29 protein-coding genes and 1 pseudogene are annotated in these 26,600 nt (G+C 62.5%); 18 read left to right on the top strand and 12 right to left on the bottom strand.

The window, feature by feature from the left end:
- The first annotated feature begins 85 nt into the window (after positions 1-85).
- The 3 genes and pseudogenes from C6558_RS22910 to C6558_RS22900 all read left to right on the top strand — a co-directional run bounded on the left by C6558_RS22910 (position 86) and on the right by C6558_RS22900 (position 1,739).
- Positions 86-619 carry a MarR family winged helix-turn-helix transcriptional regulator gene (locus tag C6558_RS22910; RefSeq protein ID WP_057205682.1) on the top strand — a complete coding sequence of 178 codons (534 nt, stop codon included), beginning with the start codon at positions 86-88 and terminating at the stop codon, positions 617-619.
- A complete protein-coding gene (locus tag C6558_RS22905) occupies positions 616-1,377 on the top strand; it encodes a DNA alkylation repair protein (protein WP_107027708.1) in 762 nt (253 codons plus the stop codon). Before C6558_RS22910 ends, C6558_RS22905 begins: the two co-directional genes overlap by 4 nt.
- 17 nt (positions 1,378-1,394) lie before the next feature.
- A pseudogene (locus C6558_RS22900) lies at positions 1,395-1,739 on the top strand (DUF6616 family protein).
- A 25-nt stretch (positions 1,740-1,764) separates the two neighbouring features.
- Here C6558_RS22900 and C6558_RS22895 read toward each other — a convergent pair.
- Both C6558_RS22895 and C6558_RS22890 read right to left on the bottom strand, forming a co-directional pair.
- Positions 1,765-2,268 (bottom strand): GrpB family protein, encoded by a 504-nt coding sequence (locus C6558_RS22895; protein WP_057205676.1) that lies wholly within the window; start codon positions 2,266-2,268, stop codon positions 1,765-1,767.
- 64 nt (positions 2,269-2,332) lie between these two features.
- Positions 2,333-2,881, bottom strand: a complete 549-nt coding sequence (locus C6558_RS22890; protein WP_057205674.1) for a TetR/AcrR family transcriptional regulator — start codon at positions 2,879-2,881, stop codon at positions 2,333-2,335.
- Positions 2,882-2,984: 103 nt separating this feature from the next.
- Here C6558_RS22890 and C6558_RS22885 point away from each other — a divergent pair, with 103 nt between their 5' ends.
- A complete protein-coding gene (locus tag C6558_RS22885; protein WP_057205672.1) occupies positions 2,985-4,484 on the top strand; it encodes an MFS transporter in 1,500 nt (499 codons plus the stop codon).
- Between the two features lie 122 nt (positions 4,485-4,606).
- On the opposite strand, the gene C6558_RS22880 is transcribed toward C6558_RS22885, so the two are convergent.
- A complete protein-coding gene (locus tag C6558_RS22880) occupies positions 4,607-6,541 on the bottom strand; it encodes a tetratricopeptide repeat protein (RefSeq protein ID WP_107027713.1) in 1,935 nt (644 codons plus the stop codon).
- A 126-nt stretch (positions 6,542-6,667) separates the two neighbouring features.
- The gene (locus C6558_RS22875; protein WP_107027707.1) at positions 6,668-6,823 is read right to left on the bottom strand and encodes a hypothetical protein; all 156 of its coding nucleotides are present in this window, start codon (positions 6,821-6,823) and stop codon (positions 6,668-6,670) included.
- A 258-nt stretch (positions 6,824-7,081) separates the two neighbouring features.
- Between C6558_RS22875 and C6558_RS22870 the strand changes: the two genes are divergently transcribed.
- The 3 genes from C6558_RS22870 to C6558_RS22860 all read left to right on the top strand — a co-directional run bounded on the left by C6558_RS22870 (position 7,082) and on the right by C6558_RS22860 (position 9,433).
- Complete coding sequence (locus C6558_RS22870; protein ID WP_025424770.1) at positions 7,082-8,389, top strand: MFS transporter; 1,308 nt, start codon at positions 7,082-7,084, stop codon at positions 8,387-8,389.
- Positions 8,376-8,564, top strand: coding sequence for a DUF1192 domain-containing protein (locus C6558_RS22865; RefSeq protein ID WP_057205668.1), 189 nt, complete (start codon positions 8,376-8,378; stop codon positions 8,562-8,564). The genes C6558_RS22870 and C6558_RS22865 overlap by 14 nt, the downstream gene beginning before the upstream one ends.
- Positions 8,565-8,914: 350 nt before the next feature.
- Positions 8,915-9,433, top strand: coding sequence for a DUF1465 family protein (locus C6558_RS22860; RefSeq protein WP_025424772.1), 519 nt, complete (start codon positions 8,915-8,917; stop codon positions 9,431-9,433).
- 179 nt (positions 9,434-9,612) lie between these two features.
- Here C6558_RS22860 and rpmE read toward each other — a convergent pair whose 3' ends face one another.
- Positions 9,613-9,834 (bottom strand): 50S ribosomal protein L31, encoded by a 222-nt coding sequence (gene rpmE / locus C6558_RS22855; protein WP_025424773.1) that lies wholly within the window; start codon positions 9,832-9,834, stop codon positions 9,613-9,615.
- 209 nt (positions 9,835-10,043) lie between these two features.
- On the opposite strand from rpmE, the gene C6558_RS22850 reads away from it, so the two are divergent.
- Both C6558_RS22850 and C6558_RS22845 read left to right on the top strand, forming a co-directional pair.
- Positions 10,044-11,846, top strand: coding sequence for an ABC transporter transmembrane domain-containing protein (locus tag C6558_RS22850; RefSeq protein WP_082523471.1), 1,803 nt, complete (start codon positions 10,044-10,046; stop codon positions 11,844-11,846).
- A 131-nt stretch (positions 11,847-11,977) separates the two neighbouring features.
- A complete protein-coding gene (locus C6558_RS22845; RefSeq protein WP_025424775.1) occupies positions 11,978-12,970 on the top strand; it encodes a tripartite tricarboxylate transporter substrate binding protein in 993 nt (330 codons plus the stop codon).
- A 307-nt stretch (positions 12,971-13,277) separates the two neighbouring features.
- On the opposite strand, the gene C6558_RS22840 is transcribed toward C6558_RS22845, so the two are convergent.
- The 6 genes from C6558_RS22840 to C6558_RS22815 all read right to left on the bottom strand — a co-directional run bounded on the left by C6558_RS22840 (position 13,278) and on the right by C6558_RS22815 (position 20,456).
- Positions 13,278-14,924, bottom strand: a complete 1,647-nt coding sequence (locus C6558_RS22840) for an FAD-binding dehydrogenase (protein ID WP_057205666.1) — start codon at positions 14,922-14,924, stop codon at positions 13,278-13,280.
- A 120-nt stretch (positions 14,925-15,044) separates the two neighbouring features.
- Positions 15,045-16,076 carry a peptidoglycan -binding protein gene (locus tag C6558_RS22835; RefSeq protein WP_057205664.1) on the bottom strand — a complete coding sequence of 344 codons (1,032 nt, stop codon included), beginning with the start codon at positions 16,074-16,076 and terminating at the stop codon, positions 15,045-15,047.
- A 3-nt stretch (positions 16,077-16,079) separates the two neighbouring features.
- A complete protein-coding gene (locus C6558_RS22830; protein ID WP_025424778.1) occupies positions 16,080-17,183 on the bottom strand; it encodes a MotA/TolQ/ExbB proton channel family protein in 1,104 nt (367 codons plus the stop codon).
- A 255-nt stretch (positions 17,184-17,438) separates the two neighbouring features.
- Positions 17,439-18,239: an inositol monophosphatase family protein gene (locus tag C6558_RS22825; protein ID WP_057217926.1), complete on the bottom strand. Its 801-nt coding sequence runs from the start codon at positions 18,237-18,239 to the stop codon at positions 17,439-17,441.
- 384 nt (positions 18,240-18,623) lie between these two features.
- Positions 18,624-19,793 carry a tetratricopeptide repeat protein gene (locus C6558_RS22820; RefSeq protein WP_057217928.1) on the bottom strand — a complete coding sequence of 390 codons (1,170 nt, stop codon included), beginning with the start codon at positions 19,791-19,793 and terminating at the stop codon, positions 18,624-18,626.
- Between the two features lie 9 nt (positions 19,794-19,802).
- Positions 19,803-20,456, bottom strand: a complete 654-nt coding sequence (locus tag C6558_RS22815) for a thiamine phosphate synthase (protein ID WP_057217986.1) — start codon at positions 20,454-20,456, stop codon at positions 19,803-19,805.
- A gap of 102 nt (positions 20,457-20,558) precedes the next feature.
- On the opposite strand from C6558_RS22815, the gene C6558_RS22810 reads away from it, so the two are divergent.
- Positions 20,559-21,338 (top strand): sulfite exporter TauE/SafE family protein, encoded by a 780-nt coding sequence (locus C6558_RS22810; RefSeq protein ID WP_057217929.1) that lies wholly within the window; start codon positions 20,559-20,561, stop codon positions 21,336-21,338.
- A 97-nt stretch (positions 21,339-21,435) separates the two neighbouring features.
- Positions 21,436-21,696 carry a helix-turn-helix transcriptional regulator gene (locus C6558_RS22805; RefSeq protein WP_025424783.1) on the top strand — a complete coding sequence of 87 codons (261 nt, stop codon included), beginning with the start codon at positions 21,436-21,438 and terminating at the stop codon, positions 21,694-21,696.
- A gap of 161 nt (positions 21,697-21,857) precedes the next feature.
- On the opposite strand, the gene C6558_RS22800 is transcribed toward C6558_RS22805, so the two are convergent.
- Positions 21,858-22,031 carry a YdcH family protein gene (locus tag C6558_RS22800; RefSeq protein ID WP_082557445.1) on the bottom strand — a complete coding sequence of 58 codons (174 nt, stop codon included), beginning with the start codon at positions 22,029-22,031 and terminating at the stop codon, positions 21,858-21,860.
- A 212-nt stretch (positions 22,032-22,243) separates the two neighbouring features.
- Here C6558_RS22800 and C6558_RS22795 point away from each other — a divergent pair, with 212 nt between their 5' ends.
- The 7 genes from C6558_RS22795 (at position 22,244) to C6558_RS22770 (ending at position 26,584) form a co-directional block, all read left to right on the top strand.
- Positions 22,244-22,447, top strand: a complete 204-nt coding sequence (locus tag C6558_RS22795) for a YdcH family protein (RefSeq protein ID WP_025424784.1) — start codon at positions 22,244-22,246, stop codon at positions 22,445-22,447.
- 53 nt (positions 22,448-22,500) lie between these two features.
- Positions 22,501-22,965, top strand: coding sequence for a 5-(carboxyamino)imidazole ribonucleotide mutase (purE, locus tag C6558_RS22790; protein ID WP_038576471.1), 465 nt, complete (start codon positions 22,501-22,503; stop codon positions 22,963-22,965).
- On the top strand, positions 22,962-24,011 hold the full coding sequence (locus tag C6558_RS22785) for a 5-(carboxyamino)imidazole ribonucleotide synthase (protein ID WP_057217931.1): 1,050 nt from the start codon (positions 22,962-22,964) through the stop codon (positions 24,009-24,011). Before purE ends, C6558_RS22785 begins: the two co-directional genes overlap by 4 nt.
- 176 nt (positions 24,012-24,187) lie before the next feature.
- A complete protein-coding gene (gene ykgO, locus C6558_RS22780) occupies positions 24,188-24,313 on the top strand; it encodes a type B 50S ribosomal protein L36 (protein WP_025424787.1) in 126 nt (41 codons plus the stop codon).
- Between the two features lie 81 nt (positions 24,314-24,394).
- A complete protein-coding gene (locus C6558_RS22775; protein ID WP_025424788.1) occupies positions 24,395-25,009 on the top strand; it encodes a hypothetical protein in 615 nt (204 codons plus the stop codon).
- A 35-nt stretch (positions 25,010-25,044) separates the two neighbouring features.
- On the top strand, positions 25,045-25,644 hold the full coding sequence (locus C6558_RS39985) for a hypothetical protein (RefSeq protein WP_156408100.1): 600 nt from the start codon (positions 25,045-25,047) through the stop codon (positions 25,642-25,644).
- Positions 25,580-26,584, top strand: a complete 1,005-nt coding sequence (locus C6558_RS22770; protein WP_057217932.1) for an alpha/beta fold hydrolase — start codon at positions 25,580-25,582, stop codon at positions 26,582-26,584. Before C6558_RS39985 ends, C6558_RS22770 begins: the two co-directional genes overlap by 65 nt.
- Positions 26,585-26,600: the final 16 nt, after the last annotated feature.

Here is a 26,600-nt window from a genome sequence, read left to right as displayed (position 1 = left end):
CTGACCGGCGGCGCGAGCGAACCCGCATGCGTGCCTTCGGCGAACCCATTGACTCTTAATTTGGCGCCATACTATATGGCGCCTTATGGATATACTTGAGCAAAAGCACCTCGCCCTGATCACCGAAGCCGAACAGCGCGGACACCTACCAACCGCCAACCTGCGTCTGTGCTTCGAAGTCATGGCACTTGCCGCCGCCATCGATCGCGACTGTGCTGCGCGCCTCGCGCCACACAATCTCTCAGAGGGAAAGTTCGTTCTGCTTTTCCTGCTGCACCAGCTGCCGCAGGGATTGTCACCATATGAGCTTGCCGATCGGGCCGGCGTCACACGCGCAACCGTTACCGGACTTCTGGACGGGCTGGAGCGGGACGGCTTTCTCGCGAGGCAGCAGAGCAAGGACGATCGCCGAAAGGTGCTGGTGCAGTTGTCGCCGAAGGGCGAGCATGCAGCGCGCGAGCTGTTCGACACGCACACGCGCTGGATTGCATCGCTGTTTGCCGGTTTCGACGAGCGCGACCGACAGACGCTAAGTACGCTCATCCAGCGCGCGTGGCGCAACACCGACGCCGGCCGAAAGGCCGTATTGACGACGGCTGGAAGCGAGATCGAGCCGTGAGCCCTGCCCCACGGCGCGTGCAGGATATCGACCCGCAACGGCTCGCGCTGTTGAATGCGGGAGCGGCGCAAACCTCGACGCTGACCCAATGCCTCGCGGTCGATTTCGCGGCGCTGATGCGGTCGGCCGTACCGGAAGTCGGCGACGATGCACTCGCCAGCATCGGCGCCATAGCCGGCACCGGCATTTCCAAACGCATGGCGCTCGCAGCAGGATTGATCCGCGGCCGGCTTGGCGATGGCGCAGTGACAAGGCTGCAGCAACACCAGTCCGACACGGTCAGGGGCTGGGCGTGCTTCGTGATCGGCGCAAATCCAGCGCTCACGCTTGAACAACGCCTCGAAGCGATCCGGCCGCTTGCCGACGACCCGCACTTCGGCGTGCGTGAATGGGCCTGGATGGCCGTGCGGCCGCATCTCGCCGCCGATCTCAAAGCGGCGATAACGCTTCTTGGCCGCTGGACCGCCTCCCGCTCCGACCGTCTGCGCCGGTTTGCAAGCGAAGCGACGCGCCCCCGCGGGGTCTGGTGCAGCCATATCCCGACGCTCAAAGACAATCCGGAAATGGCACTAATCATCCTCGAACCGTTGAACGCCGACCCCTCGCGCTACGTTCAGGACTCCGTCGGCAACTGGCTGAACGACGCGGCCAAGGACCGGCCCGACTGGGTTCGCGATCTCTGCGCCTCCTGGCAACGCAAGCAAGACAGCGCCGCCACCGCCCGGATCTGCAAGCGCGCACTTCGGTCCATCGATTGATCCTGAAAAGAGAATGCATGCCCCACTATCTGAGCGAACTCTATACCTCGAAGCGAACATGGCTGTCGCTTGACGCCGTCGCGCGGCAGCAGTTTTTCGAGACCGTCGGCCATGGCATGGCCAAGTTATCGGATCTCGGGGTCGAGCCTATCGCCTTTGGCGAGGTGGATGCCGGCAAGCTTCATGCCGCATCGCAGTCCTATTTCGCCATCTGACGCTTCCCCGATGAAGCAGCGCTTGATGCCCTGGTCTCGGGCATCGCGGCGGCCGGCTGGCACGACTATTTCGAAACGATCAACGCCGCCGGTCGCGGGACCGACCTGCCCGGCCACCTTGCCCAACTGGCGGCAGCCCGTAGCTGACGCCACGCGAGGGGGAGAGGGCCGTTCAACTCCGGCCGGCGCACTCGACCACCTGCTCGATAAACTGCGTCTTGGCCGCGGTATAGCCGTCGCCATCGAAGGCAAATGTCGCGGCAAGGCTTCGCTTCAGCGCTGCGTAGGCGTCGACCGTCTCGCGGCTTTGACGAAGCTGATCACGAAAGATCAGGCGACGGCGATGGGTGTCGTTGTGTGGCGGACAGAGATAGACGCGCTGTCCCGGCGATCCCTGCTTGGCGAATGCCCAGACACCATCGTCATATCTGTTCCCCCGTGACATAAAGCCGTCGGCGACGAGCGCCGCGCCGCCGGCGGCAATCGCTTCCGGCCTGCACAGCGTCACATCGATATCGATGATCGGCTTGGCGATGAGCCCGGGAACTGCAGTGCTGCCGATATGGTCGATTGCGATCGTGGCGGAGCCAAGCAGGCTCGCCAGATGCTTCGACATCTCCGCAAACGCCTGCGGCCACGCATCGTCGTAGGCGATGACTTCGACCAGCGTCGGCATGCTCTTCCCTTTGCTCGAAGCCCTGTCGCTTGCCGGATCGTGCCCGGCGGTCGAGGGGTCGCAGTCAGGCGTTTTCTTTCGGCACCAGGGCAACGATATCGGCAAAAATATCCTGCCATTCGGTATCGTCCATTTCGGCAAAACCGAAACTGCGCAGCAGGAAGGCGCCTTCCGTTGCGAGAAAGGCAAGACGCGCCCGGCGCCCCTCCTCGGTCGACAGATCGAGGCTGTCGAGGCGCCCGCGATACCAGGCCCGGTTCTTTTCCATATGGTCTTCGCGCTGCAGGAGCGCTGCCATCATCCCGGACGTGCGGGCATTCTCCGCCGTGTTCATGCGCGCTGTCACCTCCGCGTGCGCACGCATCGCCGTTACCGGATCCGTCTCGTCTCCGACTTCGGCGGCGACCGCGCTGTCGAACTCGTTGAACCAGCGTTCCATCATCGCGTCGATCAGGCCGTCCTTGTTACCGAAGCAATATTGAACCCCGCCCTTGGTGATGCCCGCCGCCTTGGCCACCGCGTCGATCGTCAGGCCGGCAGCACCGATGGCGCTGACGGTCGCCTCCGCCGCATCCAGCACCTTGTCGCGATCGATCGTCCGGCGTCGTCCCATTTCAGATTCCCACTTTCAATTCCATACGTATGTATTTATATAATCGCTCTGACGTCAACAAGGCCAAAGGTCCCGCAGGCAGGGTCGGCCACAGAGGTGTACCATGTCCCCGCATAATCGCTGGCTCATTCTTGCCATCGTGTCGAGCGCGCTGCTGCTGATCGTTGTCGATATGACCGTGCTTTACACGGCGCTGCCCCGGCTGACCCACGATCTTGGCGCGTCCGCGTCGGAAAAGCTCTGGATCGTCAATGCCTATGCGCTGGTCGTTGCCGGCCTGCTGCCGGGGCTCGGCACGCTCGGCGACCGGCTCGGCCACAAGCGGCCGTTCATTGCCGGTCTTGCCGTCTTCGGCCTCGCTTCACTGCTGGCGGCCTATGCCTCGAACCCGTCGATCCTGATTACCGGCCGCGTGCTTCTTGCCGTCGGCGCCGCGCTGATGATGCCGGCAACGCTTTCGATCATCCGGCTGACCTTCACCGACGAACGTGAGCGGGCGCTGGCGATCGGCGTCTGGGCTGCCATCGCCTCGGGTGGCGCGGCGATCGGCCCGGTGCTCGGCGGGTTCCTGCTCGAATACTTCTGGTGGGGCTCGGTCTTTCTCATCAACGTGCCGATCGTCGCCGTGGCCTTGCTGCTCGGCGTTGTCGTGCTTCCCGACAGCAAGGGCAACAAGGATCACCCGTGGGATCCGCTCGGCTCCGTCCAGATCATGGTCGGCCTGGTCGGGCTTGCCTATGCCATCAAGGAGATGAGCAAGCGCGAACCCTCGGCTGAAGCCGGGCTCATCGCCGCCGCCATCGGCGTCGTAGCGCTTCTCCTCTTTGTGCGCAGACAGAGGCGCAGCCCGCACCCGATGATCGACTTCGGCCTGTTCCGCAACGCCGCCTTCTCCTCGGGCGTCGCCGCAGCCCTTGTCGCATCCGCGGCCATCGTCGGCGCCGAGCTCGTGCTCAGCCAGCGGCTGCAGCTTGTCGCCGGGTATTCGCCGCTTGACGCCGGCATTTTCATCCTGCCGATCCCGCTTGCGGCCTTCGTCGCCGGTCCGCTTACCGGCATGATGCTGCCGCGCCTCGGCGCCGAGATGGTGCTGCGCACCGGCCTTATCACCGCAGCCGCCGGCCTCGGCGCGTTTCTTGCCGTGCACGAAGCCGGCGTGCTCGCTCAGATCGTCAGCCTCATCGTGCTCGGCCTTGGCATTGGCGCTTCGATGACGGCAGCCTCCAGCGCCATCATGTCCAACGCCGCGCCGGAACGCGCCGGCATGGCCGCCTCCATCGAGGAGGTTTCCTTCGAACTTGGCGGCGCCATCGGCATCGCCGTGCTCGGCAGCGTGATGTCGGCGGTCTACACCGCCTTCGTCATGCTGCCGGAAGGGGCGGGCATATCGGCAATCGCACGCGACAGCCTGGACGAGGCGTTGATATTGGCGGAAAAACTGTCGTCGAATGATGCCGAAAATCTAGTGGCACTCGCCAAAGCGGCCTTCGAGAAGGCGTTCGTCGCCGTCGTCCTTTTGGCAACAGGCCTCCTGTTTGCCACCGGCGCCGGCATCTGGTGGTTTACGCGCGGCAATCGCCTACAACGCCGCGCGTCTTATTAGACGCGCAAAGTTCGCCGTAGCACTTTGAATTGCTGCATGTCTTTATCCTTAAATCGAATGCGATTTAAGGAAACGTGCAGTCGCGCCGGTCGGGTCCTACCGGGCGCACTGATTTCAGGTGGTCAGTGCTTTGCTGCCTCGCACTGGGCGATCGCTGCCACCATCGCCTCGAAACGCACATGGTGGCGAACGGCGTCCAGGTCGGAGTCCTGCTTGAACCAAAGCAGCTGGTAACAGGAACTTTGCGGCAACAGGCTCTCGAGCATGTCGAGCGCCGTGTCGACATCGCCGAGGATCGAATGGACGCAGGCCGTGTTGTAGCGTGCGACAACATCATCCGGATCGATGGCGATCGCACACGCCGCCCATTCACGCGCGCGCTCTGCTTCGCCCATATGGGCCAGCGCCAGGGCGCCGCGATGGGCCGGACCGGAATTCTCCGGATGCAGCTCCAGCGCCCGCTCGGCCCGGGAAATACCAATCTTCGCCCAGTGTCCCCGCTCGGTTTCCTGGCCCAGCGACTTGTAGGCGCTCATCAGGTGGATCGGCGAGAGATAGTCATCCGGGCTGATTTCCGCGGCCCGCTTGAAGAACTGGATCGCCGTCTCGAACTCGCCGCGCATGAAGAGAAAGCGGCCATAGTGAAAGTTTGCCTCGTAGAGCTGCGGATCAAGCGTCAAGGCGCGCTCAAACTCGGCAACGGCCTCTTCGCTTTGCCCGTCCTGGTGCAGGACCAATCCCCGGGAAGCGTGCGCTTCCGCCAGGTTCGGATCGAGCGCCAGCGCCCGCTCGCTCGTGCTCAGAATGCTCTCGAGCGGGAATTCGTGCTCGTGCCAGTCGCGAAGAGCGGATTCGCAATCGGCGATGCCGGCATAGGCGCGGGCAAAATTCGGGTCGAGCTCGACGGCCTTCAGGAACATCCGTCGGGCGAGCAGCAGATAGGAACGGGTCCAGGCGTGCGAGAATCGCCGCCCGCGCAGATAGTAAGTGTAGGCCTCGACGCTCGTCGTCGGATCGCTCTCGATCGCCTTCTTCTCCTCAGGCAACAGCTTGATGCGCAATTGGTCGACGATGGCGTGAGTGATCTCGTCCTGGATGGCGAAGATATCGGTGAGATCGCGGTCGTAGCGGTCGGCCCAAAGATGCGTGCCTGTCAGCGCATCGATCAGCTGCCCGGTGATGCGCACCCGCGCGCCGGCCTTGCGCACACTGCCTTCGAGGATGAACCGAACGCCCAGTTCCTGCGCCACGGTTTTGACCCGGACAGACCGTCCCTTGTAGGTAAAGACCGTGTTGCGGGCGACCACGTGCAACTGCGAGATCTTCGACAGGTCGGTGATGATGTCTTCGGTGATGCCGTCGGAGAAATATTCCTGCTCCGGGTCATGGCTCATATTGGTGAAGGGCAGCACGGCGACGGAAAGCCCGTAACCATCGTCCACCGTTACCGTATGGGACCCATTCAACACCTTGGCGATCTTGGTCGGCGCCCCCAGCGCCACCGAATAGACATGCACACCCGCTGCGATGTTCTTCAGCGCGTGCTGTCCCTTGTCGACGAAGCCGACATCCAGCCTCGAGCCGACATGGTCGCGAACGGAGGCGGAGACGGCAATGCCGGAGGGCTCGGCCAGGCCTTCGAGCCGGGCTGCGACATTGACGCCGTCGCCGAAGATATCGCCGTCCTCGACGATCACGTCGCCCAGATGCACGCCGATGCGCAGTTCGATACGCTTCAACTGCGGCACGTCTTCGTTGCGGATAAGCATGCCGCGCTGAATGTCGACGGCACAAGCAACCGCGTTCACGACACTCGCGAACTCGACCAGAATGCCGTCGCCGGTCAGTTTGACAATCCGACCCTTGTGTCGGCTGACCTTGGGATCGACCAGCTCGTTCTTGTGCCGCTTCATGGCGGCCAGCGTGCCGGTCTCATCAGCGCCTATGAGGCGGCTGTAGCCCACGACATCGGCAGCAAGGATGGCAGCAAGGCGGCGTTCCAAGTAACCCCCGATTTCATCTCCTGGGTGAAGTATACAATCTAGCGCGTTCTTCATCATCTGTCCTGCGCGCTTTTCTGGGTACGACGAATGACCGAAGAACCGGATAACACACTAGGCCAGATGGCGAAGTTTCCAAGGAAACCACCATCCTAACACTATGGGATTACTTCGTTCGCCGTATCACGGTCGAATAAGAACCGTGATCATCATCATGACGATCGCAAACACTGCGATCTTCCAGAAATCGCGACGCTGCCTCAGACCGGGCAGGCCGATCGGCCAGATCAGCTGGATGGCCATCGCCAGAAGCAGAATGAGCGCCAGCGCCTTCGACATATCCAGCCTATCCCCGGGTAAATTCCCGCAACTCGGCGGAACTGTCACGCCGCCGTCACCTTGTCGTCGTAGCAGCGCAGGCCGTCAGCACGCGCAACTGCTTATGATCCCGAAATTCGATATCGATTCTTGGGATGATGCATTAGAGGGCTATTGTTTCCGCCGCCGATTTGCAATGACCGGCCGGACAGAATCCGGCTGGCAATTCCGGGCACACCGCCCTAACTTGCTGACGGCAGAACGATTTTCGGATGGATGATGAGAAAAAACCTGCTCCCCGTCGCCTCGCTCCTGCTGGGCACGCTGTTTCTCTTCCTGGGCAACGGCCTGCAGGGCCTGCTTTTGCCGGTCAGAGGCACGGCCGAGGGCTATCCCACCACCATCCTTGGCCTGATCGGCACGTCCTGGGCGGCCGGCTTCGTGCTTGGCTGCTTCTTTGCACCTAATGTCGTCAAGCGCATCGGCCATGTGCGCGCCTTCAGCGTCTTTACCTCGATGATTGCCATCGTCGCGTTGATGACCGGCATCCTGATCGACCCGACCTGGTGGCTGATCCTGCGTGCGCTGACCGGTTTTTCCACTGCCGGCACCTCGATGATCATCGAAAGCTGGCTCAACGAGCGCGCCACCAATGAGAGCCGCGGCGTCATCTTTTCCCTCTATATCGCCATCACGCTCTTCGGCGTCGTCGGCGGCCAGATGATGATCCCGTTCGGCGATACCTCCACCAGCACCCTCTTCATGATCTGCGGTATTCTCTATTGCGTCGCTATGCTGCCGACCCTGCTCTCGAAGGCCGCCTCGCCGCAGCCGCTGAAGCAGGTCCAGCTCGACCTGCGCGGGCTCTATCGCAATTCCCCGGTCTCGTTCCTCGGCATCCTGCTCGTCGGCATCGCCAACGGCGCTTTCGGCACGCTCGGCGCCGTCTTCGGCCGCCAGGCGGGCCTCTCCGACAGCACTGTCGCGGCGATGATGAGCGTGGCGATCTTTGCCGGCGCGGTGATGCAGCTGCCGGCCGGGCGCCTGTCCGATCGCATCGACCGGCGTTACGTGCTTGCCGCCCTTGCCGGTGTCGGTGCGCTGGCGGGGCTCCTGATCTTTCTGGTCGAACCGAGCCAGGTCTGGATCGTGCTTACCCTGATTGCGATCTATGGCGCGGCGGCCAACGCGCTCTACCCGATCGCCGTTTCGCATGCCAACGACTTTGCGACGGCAGAGGATTTCGTCAAGGTTTCCGGCGGATTGCTGCTGCTCTACGGCATCGGCACCATTATCGGCCCGACCATCGGCGGCCCGGTGATGACTGCGACCGGCCCCTACGGGCTGTTCATGATCACCGCCTGCGCCCATATCCTCATCACCGCCTACGCCATCATCCGCAGCCGCATGCGCGCGCCGGTTCCGGTCGCCGAGCGCGATGCCTTCTCGCCGATCAACGCCGGAACGGCGATGACGCCCGAGAGCTTGCAGCTCTCGCCGCGCGCAGCACCGTTCGATGAAACACATGATGACGACGACGGCGATATCGACCCCGAACAGGAGGAGAAGTCGAATGGGCCTGTTTGACGAAGACCAACCCAAGAAGAAGCTGGCGCATGAGATCGGCAGCGACCTGTCGCTTCTGTCCGTCGACGAGCTCACACAGCGCATCGCGCTGCTGAAGGAGGAAATCGCCCGGCTCGAGGCGGAGCGCGAGCGCAAATCCGCAAGCCGATCTGCGGCCGAAGGCCTGTTCCGCTGACGATCGCACAAGGACAAACGGCCCGAAACGGCGCTTTCTTAACGGTATATTAAGCATTCTCTGCGATTGTCTGTTTATCCGGAGCTTTCCGGACTCAGACAATTTCTCCGACTGGCGAATGGGTCTGATTTTTCTCCCTGTTTTACCTTGAGAGCCGCTTTCCGCGGCTCTTTTTTTGTTTTGATATATGTCGCTGCAAAGAATTGTGGAGATTAACCCTTTCTTAAGAATGCTCTTGCGCGAAATGCGCTATGGCATCATTCTTCAGGCATAGAGGCGGCAAGGAAACTTTTCCCAAAACCGCCCGTTACCCGACTGTCGTGATGCGTTTGAACCAGGGAAAACAGGTCATGTCCGAAAGAGGATTGAATACCGTCAGTTTCGCGGGACACGCGGCGGCGTCGGCGCAGTTCAAGGCGCTCTATTCGGAAGGCATGGGTCTGGTCGAAGAAACCGCGAGCTATCTCGACGGCCCCGGTCGCCTGGCCTCCAAGGTCCTGCCGCGCATGGCATCGGTCCTCTATGCAGCAGAATCCATGCGTCTGACCACGCGTCTCATGCAGATGGCATCATGGCTCCTGCTTCAACGCGCTGTCAACAACGGCGAGATGAGCCGCGACCAGGTGCTGTCGGAAAAGAGCAAGGTTCGCCTCGACAGCTTCAACGTCGACCGCAGCGCGCCCGGCTGGAGTGAGCTGCCGGAAGCATTCCGCGACCTCATCGAGCGCTCACTGCGCCTGCAGAACCGCGTCGCCCTGCTCGATCGCGAGATCTACCGTCCGCAGGAAGCCTCGACCTTCGTTCCTGATAACCAGAACGGCGTCAAGGCGCAGATTAAGCTCTTGCAGACGGCCTTCGGCACCAACTGATTTCAAGATATTCGGCAGTTCGCTGCCAACGAAACGAACCCGGCCTCTAGCCGGGTTTTTTCATGCGCGGCTTGAGCCGGCTCGCACGATCAAAGATCGGCCTTAAGTCGGAACGGAAATCCGCACAACAAAAAGCCCGGCAGAGCCGGGCTTCGAAAACGCGCCAAGAGAGCGTGCGATTAGAGGCCGAGGCCTTCGAAACGCTTCTTGAACTTGGAGACGCGGCCGCCGCGGTCCATGAGCTGCTGGTTGCCGCCCGTCCAAGCCGGGTGCGACTTCGGGTCGATTTCCAGGTTCATGGTGGCGCCTGCCGAACCCCAGGTCGAGCGGGTTTCGTATTCGGTGCCGTCAGTCATGACCACCTTGATCAGGTGATAGTCGGGATGGATGTCTGCCTTCATAACGATCTTCCTAGAGTTCCAGGGTCCAATTGTCGCAAGGCATTGCGACTTCGAGACCGAACACGTAAATGAAGCCGCGGACCGGCTGATGGGCCACGGCTTCCCAATTCGATGCCGTGCCTATACATCAAGGTCCGCGGGATAACAAGTGCCGCGCGGAAGACTCATGGGCAAACCCGCCCCCTCCGTGATTGGCGAACGGGGGTCATGTGTCCGAACGAGCAAACCAGTCACCAGCGCGTAAATCCATTCGCCCTCTCGCCACGCTGCTGCCCTACCTCAAGCGCTACCGCCATCTGGTCATCGGCGCCGGGATTTCGCTCGTTATCGCTGCGGTGACGACCCTGACGCTGCCGCTCGCCGTCAGGCGCATGGTCGACAACGGCTTCTCCAATTCCGACAGCGGCTTCATCAATACCTATTTCTCGATGCTGATGATGCTCGCCATCATCCTGGCTTTGGCCAGTGCGGCCCGCTACTATTTCGTCATCACCCTTGGCGAGCGCATTGTCGCGGATCTCCGGCGCAACGTCTTCCAGCACGTCACCCGCCTTTCCGCGTCGTTCTTCGACGTGAACCAGTCGGGCGAGATCGTCTCGCGGCTGACCGCCGATACCACGCAGCTGAAGTCCGCCGTCGGCGCGACGGCATCGGTAGCACTTCGCAACCTGATCCTGTGTCTCGGCGCCATCGGCATGATGGTCTATACCAGCCCGAAGCTGTCGAGCCTGGTGCTGGCGGCAATCCCGGTGATCGTGTTTCCGCTGGTCGGCTTCGGCCGCTCCGTCCGCCGCCGCTCGCGCGAGGCACAGGACACCCTGGCGATGGCATCGGCCTATGCCGGCGAGGCGATCGCCGCCTCGCGCACGGTTCAGGCCTTCAACAGCGAGGACATCGCCAACAACCGCTTCGGCAACGCCGTCGAAGATGCCTTCGGCGCGGCACGCGCGGCCATCAAGGCCCGCTCGGTGCTGACAGCCTTCGCCATCACCATGGTGTTTGGCAGCGTTGTCGCCGTCCTGTGGTTCGGCGCGCGCGACGTGCTGGCGGACAATCTCTCGGCCGGAACCCTCAGCCAGTTCCTGCTTTATTCGGTCTTCGCCGCCGGTAGCCTCGGATCGCTATCGGAGGTCTGGGGCGAGCTCTCGCAGGCAGCCGGTGCCGCCGAGCGGTTGAACGAGCTCTTGACCGAAGTCCCGGAAATCGAGGCGCCCGAAACCCCCGTCGCCATGCCGGCGCCGGCGCTCGGCGCCATCAGCTTCGACGAAGTCTATTTCGCCTATCCCGCGCGCCCTGATTACAAGAGCCTGAACGGCCTGAGCTTTGCGATCAAACCGGGTGAAACCGTCGCCATTGTCGGCCCATCCGGCGCGGGCAAGAGCACCGTCTTTTCGATGCTGCTGCGGTTCTACGATCCGGCAAAGGGTGCCATCACGGTCGATGGCGTCGATATCCGCACCGTGGACCCGAAGGATCTGCGCGACCGCCTGGCGATCGTGCCGCAGGACGTCACCATCTTCGCCTCCTCCGTCCACGACAACATTGCCTTCGGCCTGCCGGGTGCAAGCCGTGAGGCGGTGCGCGCCGCTGCCGTCGCCGCCCAGGCCGACGAATTCATCGGCCGGATGGAGAAGGGCTACGACACGCTTGTCGGCGAGCGTGGCATCACGCTCTCGGGCGGCCAGCGCCAGCGCATCGCCATTGCCCGCGCCATCCTGCGCAACGCGCCGATCCTTTTGCTCGACGAGGCGACCTCGGCGCTCGACGCCGAAAGCGAGACACTGGTGCAGAAGGCACTCGAAGGCTTGCTGCATGAACGCACGACTGTTGTCATCGCCCACCGGCTCGCAACCGTCTTGAAGGCCGACCGCATCCTCGTGATGGAACACGGCCGGATCGTCGAAGAGGGAACCCATGCCTCGCTGATCCGGCAGGACGGGCTCTATGCCAAGCTGGCCCGTTTGCAGTTCAACCACGGCGCCGAGGAGCTGTTCCTGAACCCGGGGAAGTAAGACGACCACTACCATAGTCGCATGCCGGCATGTCCGGCATGCCATTGCAGCTGGAAAGCCGGACCCTATTCTATAGGTGCCGGCTTTTTTCGGCCGCCACGACCGATGTGGATTGTTCAGGGAGGAACCTAATGACATTTTCGAAGTTGACCCGCCGGGCGGCGCTTGCCCTCGGCTTCACCGCACTCACCGTTCTCGGCTCCGGCATCCAGGCGAATGCCCAGGACTTTCCGGATCGCGCAATCACCCTTGTCGTTCCCTTTGCCGCCGGCGGCTCGACCGACGTGGTCGCGCGGATCGTGGCGCAGAAGATGTCGGAGGATCTCGGCCAGCAGGTCATCGTCCAGAATGTCGCCGGCGCCGGTGGCAACCTCGGTGCCGACAATGTCGCGCGCGCCGACCCGGACGGCTATACGATCCTCATGGGCACGGTGGCGACGCACGCCCTCAACCCGCTGATCCTCAAGACCAAGCCCTATGACCCGGAAAAGGACTTCGCTCCGATCTCGCTTCTGGTCGTCGTTCCGAACGTGCTGGTGGTCAATCCGGAGCTGCCGGCCAAGACCGTCGAGGAGCTTCTGGCACTGCTCAAGGCCAAGCCCGATGAATATGCCTACGCTTCTTCCGGCAATGGCACGCCGCTGCACCTCTCCGGCGAGCTCTTCAAGAAGATGGCCGGCGTCAACATGCAGCATATCCCCTACAAGGGCGCCGGACCGGCGCTCAACGACGTCATCGGCAACCAGGTGCCGATCATGTTCGACAACCTGCCGTCCTCCTCCAGCCACATCAAGGCCGGCACCTTGCGGGCGCTTGCGGTAACGACCGCCGAACGCGCGCCATCCTTCCCCGACGTTCCGACGGTCGCGGAGGCAGGCATTCCGGGCTACGAAACCTATACCTGGAACGCGCTGTTTGCACCGGCCAACACGCCCGAGCCGGTTGTCGCCCGCCTGAACGAAGCCGCCAACAAAGCGCTTGCGGACCCGGCCGTGGTCGAGCGGATGAAGGAATTCAGCGCAACCATCGTCGGCTCTACGCCGCAGGAGCTTGCCGCGCATGTGAAGGCCGAGCTCGCAAAATGGACGCCTGTCGTTCGCGACGCCAACATCCAGATGGATTGATCAGAGTTACTTGACCCCATCTGCCGGATCGGCCCCTATCCGGCTGCCGCCGCCTTCTCCCCGCCTGCGGGGAGAAGGGATATGTGGCACGCGCTCGCCGATCTCGAGCGTCTCCGTCTTAGGCGGGGCCATCAAAACGCTCATGTATTTCGCATTCCCTGGCCGAAACCGCTTCGCACTTTTCCGGGAAGCTCTGGCCATAACAAGCGCTGGGCCGACTGCAGCATGCGTCCCCTCTCCCCGCTTGCGGGGAGAGGGCTAGGGTGAGGGGCCCGACACGCGGACAACGATAGCCGATTCAGCCCGCTTAGACCGCACCCGCATGCCTCCCGGCGACACGGCCGGAATAGATGCAGCCGCCGAGAAACGTGCCTTCCAGCGCGTTGTAGCCATGCATGCCGCCGCCGCCGAAGCCTGCGACTTCACCTGCAGCGTAAAGGCCCGGCACCGGTTCGCCCGACTGCTCCAGCACCTGGCCGGCCAGGTTGGTCTGCAGGCCGCCGAGCGTCTTGCGCGTCAGGATATGCAGCCTGACGGCAATCAGCGGCCCGGCCTTGGGGTCGAGCAGGCGGTGCGGTTTGGCGGTACGCAGCAGCCGGTCACCGCGGTAGGACCGTGCCCCGCGGATCGCCGTCACCTGCGCATCCTTCGAGAAGGGATTGGTGATCTCGCGGTCGCGCGCCTCGATCTGCTCGCGCAGGTGATCGACCGACAGCCGGTTCTCAGCCGTCAGCGCATTCATCGCCGGCACGAGATCGTCGAGCCGATCGCGAACGATGAAATCCTCTCCCCTGTCCATGAAAGCCTGCACCGGTCCGGGCGGGTTCTTGCCCAGCCGCTTGAGCAGGAGAGAGATGCTTTTGCCGGTCAGATCAGGGTTCTGTTCGGAACCGGATAGGGCAAATTCCTTCTTGATGATCGCCCGCGTCAGGATGAACCAGCTGTAGTCATGGCCGCTTTCGCGGATGGCCTGCAAGGTGCCGAGCGTATCGAAGCCGGGCATCGCTGGCGCTGAAAAGCGATTGCCGTCAGCATCGCACCAGAAGGACGACGGACCGGGCAGGATGCGGATGCCGTGATCCGGCCAGATCGGATCGAAATTCTTCAGGCCTTCGGTGTAGTGCCACATGCGATCGGAATTGATGACCGAGCCGCGGGCGCGGCCGGCAATCTCCAGCATGCGGCCATCGACATGATGCGGCACGCCGCAGACCATCGTCGCCGGCGGCTGGCCCAGCCGCTTGCGTGGCCAGTTGCGCCGTACCAGCTCATGGTTGCCGCCGATGCCGCCCGATGTCACGATCACCGCGCCCGCCGAAATCTCGAAATCGCCGGCGACATCACGCGAGCTGCGCTGGCCGCGGCCGACCGGATCGGCCTTGAGCACCGAACCGCGCGCGCCGGTGACCGCCCCATCCGTCGTCACCAGTTCGTCGACGCGGTGGCGGAAGCGAAAACGCACGAGGCCGCGGCTTTCCGCCTCGCGCGTCAGCCGCACGAACGGCTCGATAACAGCCGGGCCGGTGCCCCAGGTGACGTGGAAGCGCGGAACAGAATTGCCATGCCCATGCGCAAGGCCGCCACCGCGCTCGGCCCAGCCGACGACGGGGAACCAGCGCATGCCGAGCGAATGCAGCCAGCTGCGCTTCTCGCCGGCAGCGAAATCGAGATAGGCATCGGCCCACAATCGCGGCCAGTGGTCCTCGGGACGATCGAATTGCGACGAGCCCATCCAGTCCTGGCGGGCGAGCTGGCGACTGTCCTTGATACCCATGCGCCGCTGCTCGGGACTGTCGACGAAAAAGAGACCGCCTAGCGACCAGAAGGCCTGACCGCCGAGGTTCTGCTCCCCCTCCTGATCGAGAACGATCACCTTGCGGCCAAGCGCTGCTGCCTCAGACGCGGCCACAAGACCGGCAAGCCCAGCACCGACGACCAGTACATCGCAATCCATTAACGGCGCCCTCCCCTGCATCCGCCAAGATGCAAGCTTCCCCCTGCATGTTGTGGATGCAAGTGTTACGCGCACGTCAAGGTCAATTCAAGGGCGTCGGACCGAGGGCTATCCTTGAGCCTATTTCTCGGTCAGCTTCAGCTCGATACGACGGTTCTGCGACCGCGCTTCGACGCTCTCGCCCTCGGCGATCGGCTGATACTCGCCGAAACCGGCGGCGACCAGCCTGTCGGCCGGCACGCCCTTGGAGATCAGGAACTTGACGACGGATGTGGCACGGGCGGACGAAAGCTCCCAGTTGTCGGCAAAACGGCCGGTGCCTGAAAGCTGTACATTGTCCGTGTGCCCGTCGACGCGCAGCACCCAGTTGATCTCCGCCGGAATTTCCTTGGCAAGGTCGAGCAGCGCCGAGGCGAGCTTGGCCATTTCAGTCTGGCCCTCAGGATTGAGTTCGTTGCCGCCGGAGGGGAAAAGCACTTCCGACTGGAAGACGAAGCGGTCGCCGACGATGCGGATGTTTTCGCGATCGGACAGGATTTCGCGCAGCCGTCCGAAGAAATCGGAACGATAGCGGTTTAGTTCCTGCACCCGCTGCGCCAGCGCGACATTCAGCCGGCGACCGAGATCGGCGATCTTCGTCTGCGAAGACTGGTCCTTGGCTTCCGACGCCTGCAATGCCTCTTCGATCGCCGCGATCTGGCTGCGCAGCGCCGCGATCTGCTGGTTGAGAAGCTCGATCTGGCTCATGGCACGGGCGCTGGTCTGGCGTTCGGCGTCAAGCTCGGCACCGACACGCCCAAGCTTCTCGTTGGCGGCATCCGTGCTGCCGGCGCCCTGGTCGAGCAAGGCTTTCAGGCGAGAACGCTCGCCTTCCGACTGGGAGAGGGAGGCCTGGAGATTGGCGAGTGAATCCTCCAGATCCTGCTTGCCGCTCTTTTCGAGCGCGAGCAGCTGTGTCAGCTCGTTGATCTGGCTGTTCAGCCGGGTCAGAACCTCGTCCTTGCCGCTGATTTCGCGGCTGAGCAGGAACTGCGCCAGCACGAAGACGCTGAGCAGGAACATGATCGACAGGAGCAGGGTCGACAATGCGTCGACGAAACCGGGCCAATAGTCGATCGTGCGCTGTGAACGGCCTTTTCGGGCAAGCGCCATGGATCATTCCCCTCCGGTATCGTCCGCATGGCTGAGCTTGGCCTGCGATCCGGACTTCTCGCTGTTCACTGAAATGCGCTCGGAGTGGCCGATGCGCGTCGTGAGCTTGTCCAGCGTCTTGCGCATCGCCTTCGCCTCTTCCTGCTGCGCCTCGATCCAGTCGCGCAGCATCTGCTGCTCGCCGCGCATGTTCTTGACCAGACCCTGAATACCTTCAGCCAGGCTCGCCATTGCCGCCGTCGTGCGCTGGTTGGAACCGCCTTCATGGTTGAGGCGGACGAGCTGGTCCGTCAGGCGCTTCAGCTCCTCGACCGGCGCGCCGGTCGACAGGTCGCCGGCAATCGAGAGTTCCGATCCGACATCGGTGACGGAGGAGAGCCAGTTTTCAAGCTCGGTATAGAAACGGTTCTGAGCCCGACCCGCCTGCAGATCGAGAAAGCCGAGGATCAGCGAGCCGGAAAGGCCGAAGAGCGACGTCGAGAACGCCGTTCCCATGCCGGTCAGCGGCGCCGACAGGCCGTTCTTGAGAGCGCCCAGCACGTCCTCGGTGCTGCCGGAACCGGCATCCAGCGACTGGATGACGGTGTTGATGGAGCCGATCGTGCCGAGCAGACCCCAGAAGGTGCCGAGCAGGCCGAGGAAGACGAGCAGACCGGTCAGATACCGCGTCGTGTCGCGCGATTCATCCAGCCGTGTTGCAATCGAATCCAGGATCGACCGCAGCGCCGTCGTCGAGATCGCCGTCTGGCGGCCACCGATCAGCGCGCGCATCGGCGACAGCAGGACCGGATCCCGCCCGACCTTGTCGGCGCTGCCGGCGGCGCGGAAAGAATTGAACCAGCGCACCTCTGGACGAAGCCCGAGCACATGGTTGAACGCCAGCAGGATGCCGATCAGCAGCACCCCGAGGATCAGGCCGTTCAGGCCGGGATTGGCGAGGAAGGCATTGTGTGCCTGCCGAAAGAGGATCGCGCCGACGAAACCGACGATGATCAGGAAAATCACCATGGTCCAGAAAAAATGCATGGGGCTCGAAAGCTTATGCGGATTGTAGTCTGCTTCCACCCCTTCCCGACCGTCCCACCCGGACAGATGCAGTTTCGTCATGGGTATACCATTCTCCCGGTTGCATTTGGCGGAACGGTGCCGCGACGCGTCGGAGCCTACTGCATAATTCCTCAAATCGGAATCGATTTAAGAGAAAGTTATGCAGCAAGTTAACGCGCTGCAGCATCCATCGCGCGTCCTGTTTAACGTGTGGCGCTGTAGTGGAGCTTTGCGCCGAATTGAAGGAAAAAACAAAAAGCCTCCGACACATGGAGCGCCGGAGGCTTGGCAAGCAGGAAACGGACGGGCCGTCGATTATTTCGACGGGATCGGACGGTGAACGACGTCGCGCAGCGCCTTGGTGATGTATTCGTTGCCGCAAACGATCGAACCCTCGTCGACCGGCTTGGCTCCGCCATCGATATCCGTCGACCAGCCACCGGCTTCGCGGATCAGAAGCACACCGGCCGCAATGTCCCAGGCGGCCAAGTCGCGCTCCCAGTAGCCGTCGAAACGGCCGGCTGCAACATAGGCGAGATCGAGTGCCGCCGAGCCCATGCGGCGGATGCCGGCGACTTCGCCCATCACGTGGCGCAGTTCGATCAGGTATTTGCCGTGATTGCCACGACCGAGATGCGGCGTGCCGGTGGCGATCACTGCATCCGATAAGGCCTTGCGCGCAGCGACGCGCAGGCGACGGTCATTGAGGAAGGCGCCGCCACCACGCTCGGCGGTATACAGTTCGTCGGTTGCCGGGTTGAACACGACAGCGCCGACGATCTCGCCCTGGCGCTCTAGCGCAATCGAGACAGCAAAATGCGGAATGCCGTGCAGAAAGTTGGTGGTGCCGTCGAGCGGATCGACGATCCAGCGATGGGCGCCATCGGTGCCGATGATCTCCTCGCCTTCCTCGCCGAGGAAGCCATAGGTCGGACGCGCCTTCAGCAGTTCTTCGCGGATGAGCTTTTCGGCCTTGCGGTCGGCCTGGGACACGTAGTCGCCCGGTCCCTTGAGCGAGACCTGCAGGTTCTGGACTTCACCGAAATCGCGCGCCAGCGACTTGCCGGCCTTGAAGGCGGCCTGGACCATGACATTGAGGAGAGCTGAACGGGCCATCTGGCGATCCTTGTGAAGCGAAGGCCGATCGAGCCTTCTCGATCGGACATTGAACCTGTGTGACGGAACACGGGGATAGCACCTGCCGATCGGGCAATGCCTGTCATCGAGTCCCATCGTCAAAAAACCGAGTGAAGATCACTCCGCCCGGGGCGTGCCGGAAAACCATGGCGCCAGGGGCAAAAACCGGGGCTTCAAGACCACAAAAATCCCGGAAGTTCAAGAGAAATAGCGCCTGGCTCGGCCGAACAGCCGAGATTCAGGCGCCTACAGCGGCGCGCGTCTTATTAGACGCGCAAAGGTCGCTGTAGCACTTTGATTTTTGCTGCATGTTTTTATCCTTAAATCGAATAGGATTTAAGGATACATGCAGTGGAATGCCGGTCAGCTCGAGCGGAACTTGTTGGCTGCGCTGAGTGCCGCCTTCTGCTGCTGCTCGTTGAGACCGAGGTAGAAGTCTTCCAGCGCATCGTCCTTGAGGCCGGCCCGGCGCGACAGCACATACCACTTCGCCGCCTCGACCGGATTGGGCCGGGTGCCGATGGCGTTGACATAGAGATGCGACAGCCGGTTCTGCGCCACGACATTGCCGCCTTCCGCCGCCCGCTTCATCCAGCCGAAACCGTCCTCCAGGTTGCGATCGCCGGCAATGCCTTCGATCATCCAGATGGCGATATCAAGCTGCGCCGTATCGTAGCCGGCATGGGCCGCCCGAAGCAGCCATTCCCTGGCCCGCGCCCGCTTGCCTTCGTCAATGCCATCGACGTTGAGATAGATCTGCGACAGCGCATATTGCGCGTCGGCGATCCCCTGCTCGGCCGATTTTTCGTAGTAGGGCATAGCGGCCTTCAGACCCTTCGGTCCGGGGCTGTCGGCCACGAGCGTCTGGCCATAGTTGAACTGGGCCGACCCATTGCCGAGATCGGCCGCCTTCTTCATCAGTTCTTCGGACTTCTTGCGGTCGCGCTTGACGTAGCGCCCCTCCATCAGGATCAGCGCGTATTTGAACATGGCGGCCGGGTCGCCGTTTTCAGCCGCCTGTCCGTACCAGAACGCCGCCTGCTTGGCATTGCGCACCACGCCGAGGCCCTGCTGCAGGATTTCGGCAACAAGCGTTTGCGCGGCAGGATCGCCGAGCTGCGCGCGCGGAAGTGCGAGATCCATCGCCGTCAGATAATAGCCGCGCTGGAAAGCGCCGTAGGCGTCGTCGACCTTGCCGGCGAATGGCTTTTCCGCAGGTAGTGCCGGCAGTTCGGCGCCCATGCGGTCAAAGACATTGACGCCCTGCGAAGGCACCGTGCCATCACCAGCCTTCTTCTTGTCCGCCGGATGAGCCGGCTTGGCCCCAGGCTTGCCAGTGCCTTCTTCAGGCAGCGCCGCGCCATTGAAGGGGGTGATGCGGCCGCGCTTTGCAGCGCCACTATCATCGGCGTTGACGCCCAGCTCCGGCACTGGAGCCGGCTTTTCCTGCGCGCGCACCGGCGTCGCCACGGCAGCGGTGGCGGCAAGGAGGGCAACGCCCCAACTGAGCTTTGACGACAGGCGGTTCAACATCGACACGTCTTAAGCTTCAAACCGTGGCGCTTTTTCGTCAAGAAGCGCGTTGACGGCGGCGACCACCGACGGCGCCTGCTCGGGCTCGCCGAAGACGGCCAGGCGAAGCGCCACGAATTCGGCGCCGGTCTCGGCCGCCGCCAATGCGGACTGCGGATCCGTGCCACCCATGACGATGCAGGGGATCTCGATCATCGAGGCCCACCATTCGGCGAGCGCCAGGTTCTTCGGATGCGCATCCGGCTTGATGTCGCCATCCGTCTTGCCGAAGAACACGTAGTCCGGACGCACTTCGCCGATTTGAAGCGCGTGATGGCGATCGGCCGCATTGCCGCCGCCGACGATAAGCTTCGGCGTGTGCTTCTCGACCGCCTCGCCAAGTGCTTCGGCATTGCCGGAAATATGCAGGCCATCGGCCCTGGCGCGTCCGGCGACCCGGGAATCGCCCTCGATCAGCGCAGCGGCTCCAGCCTCCTGGATGATCGGCACGAGGCGCTCGGCGTGTTTCTGGAACTCGGCGTCATCGAGGCCATATTGCGGCACGATCACCGAAGCGACGTCGCCGCCCTTCAAGGCGTCGGCAAGCACCTTGGCGCGATCCGCCGGATCAGCGATATCCGGCGCAATCAGCACCAGGCGGCAGCGTTCTATTGTGTTGCTCATGACATCCATTTCTAGCTGTGCCCGCATGTCGGCGGAAACCAGCGCTCGATTTCGTTTGGGAAAACCGATAGACGGAGACGTCAAAAGGATCAACCGCCACCGATGCTTCCCGACCTGGACTTCTATCTCATCGCCATCCCGGCGGTTCTTCTCGTTGGCCTCAGCAAGGGCGGCATGGGCGAGGCCCTTTCGTTGATGGGCGTGCCGATCCTGTCGATGGCCGTCTCGCCGGTTCAGGCGGCCGCGCTGCTTTTACCGATCCTGATCGCGATGGACCTCGTCTCGCTCTGGATGTGGCGCAAGCACGGCGATCGCAAAACCCTGTTCATGCTCCTGCCCGGCGCCATCGCCGGCATTCTCATCGGCTGGGCGACGTCGGCCTATGTCTCGCGCGACTATCTGCGCCTGATCATCGGCCTCATCACCGTGCTGTTCGTCCTGCGCTATGTCTACAATGTCTGGCGCATGCGCAACGGAATAACGATCACGCCCAAGCAGCAGCGGGCTGGTCCCGCAACACTCTGGGGCTCGTTTGCCGGCTATGGCAGCTTTGTCGCCCACGCCGGCGGCCCGCCTTTTCAGATCTACGCCCTGCCGCTTCAGCTCGATCCGCGCGAATACACCGGCACCATCGTGCGCTTCTTCGCCATCCTCAATGCCGTCAAGCTCATTCCCTATTTCGCGCTTGGCCAGCTCGACATGAGCAATCTCAAGATCTCCGCGACGCTGTTTCCGCTGGCGATCGTTGCCACCGTCTGCGGTGCCTTCATCGTTCGCCGCATGAAGCCGCAGATCTTCTATCCGTTCATGTATAGCATGGCTTTCATCGCCGGGCTGAAGCTGCTGTGGGACAGCCTCAACAGCCTGCTGGCCGGCGCCTGACTGCATTCAAGCGATCGATCATATTGCAAAGCAAAACGAAAATGCCGCAGCGCACAAATTTCTTGCCGCCCGCGGTGATTTCGCTTAACGTCCGGTCATGACCATTGCGGACCCTTTCGATGCCATCGCGGATCCCAACCGGCGTTACCTGCTGGAGGAACTGCGGCGCGCGCCGAAAACGGTCAACGAACTGGCCGAAGGATTGCCGATCAGCCGGCCCGCGGTATCACAGCACCTGAAGGCCCTGCTCGACTGCAATCTGGTTTCGGTTTCGGCCAACGGTACGCGGCGGATATATGCGATCAACCGCCCTGGCTTCGACAGGCTCAACCTATGGTTGGATCAATTCTGGGCCTGACAGCCGGACGGAAGCGTAACCGCGGCCTGACACAAATCGACCGGGTCTCAAACCCGGTCGAGCGATCCGTATCTTCCGTTGAGGGGATTGGTTGTGAACCTTGTTGCGTCGTCTCCGCGGAGAGGACACCTCCCGTTGTTACTGGGAAATACCGTTTATAATCAGTGAGTCGAGGAGCGAATCCTTTCGATTTCGTCCCTGATGCGCAGCTTCCTTCGCTTGATGTCGCTGATCATTTCGTCCTCGATGGACGGCTGGTTCATTGCTGCATGGAGCTCCTGCTCCAGTGCGCCATGTTTTTTCTCAAGCGTTGCAAGATGAGCCTCAATGGTCATTGGCAGTCCCTTCCTTTTGCTTGCATCCGGCAGGTAAATGCCGGATGTTCCATGGTTGTAACCTTACTACTGTGCCATGCCATTTTTCATTTGTCGAAGGCGAAATGATGACGACGGATAACTTCCCGTTACCGCCCAAGATGTGATAGAGCGGCGCATGAAATTCCGGTTCGAGGAGGACTTCGCAACCGGGCTGATGGGGATCGCTTTGCATGCCGGACCAGGACCAGGCCGAACTCAGATTGACCGCCGCGCGGCTGAGGCAGGAACATGAAGATTATGATGCTGCGATCAACGCCATGATTCAGACCGGCTGCGATGCGCTGAGAATTCAGCGCATGAAGAAGAAGAAGCTGGTCATCAAGGACAAAATCACCAAGCTCGAAGACCAGATCATCCCCGACATCATCGCCTGAAGCGGAACTTTAAAGACGTGCTCGACACCACGACCCCACCCGTCGCCATCATCATGGGAAGCCAGTCCGACTGGGAGACGATGAAGAACGCCGCCGATACGCTCGACGCGCTCGACATTGCCTATGAGGCTCGCATCGTTTCTGCACACCGCACACCTGATCGGCTGGTAAGCTTCGCCAAGGGCGCGCGCGACGAAGGCTTCAAGGTCATCATCGCCGGTGCCGGCGGTGCCGCCCATCTGCCGGGCATGTGCGCCTCGATGACGCCGTTGCCGGTGTTCGGCGTGCCGGTGCAGTCGAAGGCACTGTCCGGGCAGGACAGCCTGCTGTCGATCGTCCAGATGCCGGCCGGCATTCCCGTCGGAACACTGGCGATCGGACGCGCCGGCGCGGTCAACGCGGCACTACTCGCCGCAGCCGTACTGGCGCTCAGCGACAACGACCTTGCCGACCGTCTCGACGACTGGCGCGAACAGCAGACCGTCGCCGTCGCCGAGTATCCGGTGGACGACGCATGACAACCATTGGCATCATTGGCGGCGGCCAGCTCGGCCGCATGCTGGCCATGTCTGCTGCACGGCTGAACTTCCGCACCATCATCCTCGAGCCGCAGTCCGACTGTCCGGCAGCGCAGCTGGCAAACGAACAGATCGTTGCCGCCTATGACGATGAGCGCGCGCTCGATGCGCTGGCGGCCGCCTGCGACATCGTCACCTACGAATTCGAGAATGTGCCGGTTGCGGCCGCCGAGAGGCTCGCCCGTGCCCGACCTGTCTTCCCGCCGCCGAAGGCACTGGAAGCCGCCCAGGACCGCCTGGTCGAAAAACGCTTCCTCAACGACAGCGGCATCGTCACCGCCCGTTTCCATGCCGTCGACAGCCAGGCCGATCTTGAAGCAGCACTTGCCGATTTCGGCGGTTCCGGCGTCCTGAAGACCCGCCGCCTCGGCTATGACGGCAAGGGCCAACGCGTGTTCCGCTCCGGGCAGGACAACCCGCAAGGCGCCTTCGCGGCGCTCGGCTCCGTGCCGCTGATCCTCGAAAGCTTCGTGCCGTTCGAACGGGAAATCTCCATCATTGCTGCCCGCTCGGTTGATGGCGCCGTCGCCTGCTTCGATCCGGCAGAGAACGTTCACCGCAACGGCATTCTGCATACCTCCACCGTACCCGCCGCCATTGGCCCTGCCACCGCCGAGACCGCGCGCACTGCGGCCAAGGCGATCCTCGATGCGCTCGGCTATGTCGGCGTCATCGGCGTGGAGTTCTTCGTGCTTGCCGACGGTAGCCTCGTCGCCAATGAAATGGCGCCGCGCGTGCATAATTCCGGCCACTGGACGGAGGCGGCCTGCATCGTCTCGCAATTCGAGCAGCACATTCGCGCCGTGGCCGGCCTGCCGCTCGGCAATCCCGTTCGCCACTCCGACTGCGTGATGCAGAACCTGATCGGCGACGACATCGACGATGTGCCGGCCTGGCTTGCCAAGGATAACGTTTTCGTCCATCTCTACGGCAAGACGGAAGCGCGACCGGGCCGCAAGATGGGTCACCTCACCCGCTTGACGTGAGCCTCAAAGCCACAGAAATGCGGGGCAAGGCGCCAAAATCCGGTGTCTTGCGGTTGACACAACAGGGGTGACACGGTATTTGCCATCCCACCTTATGGAGCGCGCTGAATGGCGCGCTTTTGATTGTTAGAAATACCGGGCGAATTTTGTTTCCCCGAAACCTGCGGATCAGGAAAATGAAGATCAAGAATTCGCTCAAGTCGCTGAAGACCCGCCATCGCGAAAACCGTCTGGTTCGTCGCAAGGGCCGTATCTACATCATCAATAAGCAGAACCCGCGCTTCAAGGCACGTCAGGGCTGAGGCCCAGACTGGTTTCTGTTTGGCGTCTCGCTTCGGCGATGTCCCAAAATTGATTTTGATCTTATTCCGTGGCGAGCTAACATGCTCGCCATGCGAGTTTTTGTACCCTTGATTCTGGCGTGTTCCGCCCTTCTCGCCGCCTCAGTTGGAGCCGGCACCCTGACTTTCGCCGCAGAGACGGCACCGGAAACCGAGGCCGCCAGCCTCACCACCCCAAAGCAACGCCTCGACGCCCTGTTCTCCGACCTCAAGAAGGAACGGGACGCCGACAAGGCGCGCGAACTCGCCAACCAGATCCGCCTGGAATGGCAGGATTCCGGCAGCGCGACGGTCAACCTGCTGATGCAGTGGGCCGACAAGTCCATCACCGACAATAAGCCGGCGGCAGCCCTCGATATCCTCGACCAGGTGATCACGCTGGCCCCGAGCTACGTCGAAGGCTGGAACCGCCGCGCGACCCTGCACTACACGATGGGCAACTATCGCAAGTCGATGTCGGACATCAATCATGTCCTGTCGCTCGAGCCTCGGCATTTCGGCGCGCTCGCCGGCATGGCCGCAATCCTCGGCTCCGCCGGCAAGGACGAGCTGGCGCTCAGGGCCTGGGAGCAGTTCCTGGCAATCTATCCAGCCGATCGCAAGGCACAGGAGCAACTGGGCGAGCTGACCGAAAAGCTCGCGGGCAGCAAGACGTAAACCGGCCGGATGCCGAAGCAAGCGCAGGCCCCGCGATGACGCCTCCCACGGAACTGGCCGCTATCCGCAACCTTGCCACGGCAGCGCGCCAGTTCATGGAGCCGATCTGGCTGGAATGGCATAGCGCCTGGAACGGCGATGCGCCGGTCACGCCCTCTCAATGGACATGCGGGCGCACAAGTCTGTTTCTGTCGCGTGCCCTGGCGGCTGAAGGTTTCGAGGCTTCATGGGCAAGCGGCACGCCCCGCCTGTCATCTTCCGGGCCGGAATTGGGCGATTTCGGCTTCCTTGGCGACGCCGGCTGGCAAAGCCACGCCCGGGTCGAGTGCGGCAACGTCATCGTCGATATTACGGCCGACCAGTTCGGCGCTCCGCCCGTGCACATCGTCGATCGACACGATCGCCGCTACGGCAAGGGCGACCGCGTCACTGCATTGCCTGAGTTCATTCTGACCCGTCAGCGCGCGCTGAACGAAATCTGGCCACGATGGCTCTGCAATAGCAGAAGACCATTGACCCTATCCCTGGGATGTTCGTGTACACTGCCGAGTAAGAGGAGCCGCCGAGACAATGGTTCTAGCCGTCGTGTTGATCGTTGCCCTCACCCTCGCAGGTATTGCCTACAGCCTGCGTAGCGCACAAAACATCAGCGCGCGGTTCCCGAACACAGGCGAACTGATCGACGTCGGCGGCTTCCGCATGAACAGCGTCCACCTGCAGGCGACAGCCGGGGCCGACCTAGCTCCTCTCGTCTTCATCCACGGTGCGAGCGGCAACCTGCTCGATCAGATGCATGCCTTTGCTCCTGTCTTCGAAGGCCGCGCAGAGATGCTTTTCGTCGACCGGCCGGGCCACGGATACTCCGAGCGCGGCGGGCGGGCGAATGATCGCCCCGATGGCCAGGCGGATGCGATTGCAAAGCTGATGGAGAAGAGAAGCATAACCCGGGCGATCATCGTCGGCCATTCCTTCGGTGGCGCGATCGCCGCGAGCTTCGCTCTTCGCCATCCGGCGAAGACGGCGGGCCTCATCCTGCTGGCGCCCGCGACCCATCCCTGGCCGGGCGGCATCGACTGGTACTATCGGCTAACGGCCCTGCCCTATGTCGGCTGGCTGTTCGCGCATACGGTTGCCGCACCGGTCGGACTGAGACGCATCGAAAGCGGCACGCGTTCGGTCTTCCATCCCAATCCGCGGCCTGCCGACTATATCGACAAGACCGCGCCGCACCTCGTGCTGCGGCCGCTGGCCTTCCGCAACAACGCCGTCGATGTCGCAAATCTGCATGCCTATGTCACCGAGGTCGCGCCGCGATATCAGGAGATCGCCGCACCAACGATCATCGTCAGCGGCGACAGCGACGACATCGTGCTGGCCGATATTCACTCGCGCAGCCTGGCGCGCGACATTGCCGGATCGGAACTGCTGTGGATCGGCAACCTCGGCCACAAGCCCGATTATGTCGTCACCGACGTGATTGTCGCCGCAGTGGAGAAACTGGTGGGCAAACCCGGCGATCTCCGCGCAGCGGTGAAGCTCGCCGAAGAGAGGCTCACCGACGGCAAGGCGCATTGATAGGAGCGGAAGTTTT

It is taken from the genome of Ensifer sp. NM-2, from assembly GCF_003024455.1.
GTDB classification, from domain to species: domain Bacteria; phylum Pseudomonadota; class Alphaproteobacteria; order Rhizobiales; family Rhizobiaceae; genus Ensifer; species Ensifer canadensis.
The sequence above is the reverse complement of the archived record's forward strand: the minus strand, read 5'-3'. Positions and strand labels throughout refer to the sequence as shown.

What these genes read in the sequence shown, in the direction of transcription:
- C6558_RS22910 (WP_057205682.1), top strand. Translation starts at nt 86, where the DNA reads ATGGATATACTTGAGCAAAAGCACCTCGCCCTGATCACCGAAGCCGAA.
- C6558_RS22895 (WP_057205676.1), bottom strand. Translation starts at nt 2,268, where the DNA reads ATGCCGACGCTGGTCGAAGTCATCGCCTACGACGATGCGTGGCCGCAG.
- C6558_RS22890 (WP_057205674.1), bottom strand. Translation starts at nt 2,881, where the DNA reads ATGGGACGACGCCGGACGATCGATCGCGACAAGGTGCTGGATGCGGCG.
- C6558_RS22885 (WP_057205672.1), top strand. Translation starts at nt 2,985, where the DNA reads ATGTCCCCGCATAATCGCTGGCTCATTCTTGCCATCGTGTCGAGCGCG.
- C6558_RS22880 (WP_107027713.1), bottom strand. Translation starts at nt 6,541, where the DNA reads ATGAAGAACGCGCTAGATTGTATACTTCACCCAGGAGATGAAATCGGG.
- C6558_RS22875 (WP_107027707.1), bottom strand. Translation starts at nt 6,823, where the DNA reads ATGTCGAAGGCGCTGGCGCTCATTCTGCTTCTGGCGATGGCCATCCAG.
- C6558_RS22870 (WP_025424770.1), top strand. Translation starts at nt 7,082, where the DNA reads ATGAGAAAAAACCTGCTCCCCGTCGCCTCGCTCCTGCTGGGCACGCTG.
- C6558_RS22865 (WP_057205668.1), top strand. Translation starts at nt 8,376, where the DNA reads ATGGGCCTGTTTGACGAAGACCAACCCAAGAAGAAGCTGGCGCATGAG.
- C6558_RS22860 (WP_025424772.1), top strand. Translation starts at nt 8,915, where the DNA reads ATGTCCGAAAGAGGATTGAATACCGTCAGTTTCGCGGGACACGCGGCG.
- rpmE (WP_025424773.1), bottom strand. Translation starts at nt 9,834, where the DNA reads ATGAAGGCAGACATCCATCCCGACTATCACCTGATCAAGGTGGTCATG.
- C6558_RS22845 (WP_025424775.1), top strand. Translation starts at nt 11,978, where the DNA reads ATGACATTTTCGAAGTTGACCCGCCGGGCGGCGCTTGCCCTCGGCTTC.
- C6558_RS22840 (WP_057205666.1), bottom strand. Translation starts at nt 14,924, where the DNA reads ATGGATTGCGATGTACTGGTCGTCGGTGCTGGGCTTGCCGGTCTTGTG.
- C6558_RS22835 (WP_057205664.1), bottom strand. Translation starts at nt 16,076, where the DNA reads ATGGCGCTTGCCCGAAAAGGCCGTTCACAGCGCACGATCGACTATTGG.
- C6558_RS22830 (WP_025424778.1), bottom strand. Translation starts at nt 17,183, where the DNA reads ATGACGAAACTGCATCTGTCCGGGTGGGACGGTCGGGAAGGGGTGGAA.
- C6558_RS22825 (WP_057217926.1), bottom strand. Translation starts at nt 18,239, where the DNA reads ATGGCCCGTTCAGCTCTCCTCAATGTCATGGTCCAGGCCGCCTTCAAG.
- C6558_RS22820 (WP_057217928.1), bottom strand. Translation starts at nt 19,793, where the DNA reads ATGTTGAACCGCCTGTCGTCAAAGCTCAGTTGGGGCGTTGCCCTCCTT.
- C6558_RS22815 (WP_057217986.1), bottom strand. Translation starts at nt 20,456, where the DNA reads ATGAGCAACACAATAGAACGCTGCCGCCTGGTGCTGATTGCGCCGGAT.
- C6558_RS22810 (WP_057217929.1), top strand. Translation starts at nt 20,559, where the DNA reads ATGCTTCCCGACCTGGACTTCTATCTCATCGCCATCCCGGCGGTTCTT.
- C6558_RS22805 (WP_025424783.1), top strand. Translation starts at nt 21,436, where the DNA reads ATGACCATTGCGGACCCTTTCGATGCCATCGCGGATCCCAACCGGCGT.
- C6558_RS22800 (WP_082557445.1), bottom strand. Translation starts at nt 22,031, where the DNA reads ATGACCATTGAGGCTCATCTTGCAACGCTTGAGAAAAAACATGGCGCA.
- C6558_RS22795 (WP_025424784.1), top strand. Translation starts at nt 22,244, where the DNA reads ATGCCGGACCAGGACCAGGCCGAACTCAGATTGACCGCCGCGCGGCTG.
- purE (WP_038576471.1), top strand. Translation starts at nt 22,501, where the DNA reads ATGGGAAGCCAGTCCGACTGGGAGACGATGAAGAACGCCGCCGATACG.
- C6558_RS22785 (WP_057217931.1), top strand. Translation starts at nt 22,962, where the DNA reads ATGACAACCATTGGCATCATTGGCGGCGGCCAGCTCGGCCGCATGCTG.
- ykgO (WP_025424787.1), top strand. Translation starts at nt 24,188, where the DNA reads ATGAAGATCAAGAATTCGCTCAAGTCGCTGAAGACCCGCCATCGCGAA.
- C6558_RS22775 (WP_025424788.1), top strand. Translation starts at nt 24,395, where the DNA reads ATGCTCGCCATGCGAGTTTTTGTACCCTTGATTCTGGCGTGTTCCGCC.
- C6558_RS39985 (WP_156408100.1), top strand. Translation starts at nt 25,045, where the DNA reads ATGACGCCTCCCACGGAACTGGCCGCTATCCGCAACCTTGCCACGGCA.
- C6558_RS22770 (WP_057217932.1), top strand. Translation starts at nt 25,580, where the DNA reads ATGGTTCTAGCCGTCGTGTTGATCGTTGCCCTCACCCTCGCAGGTATT.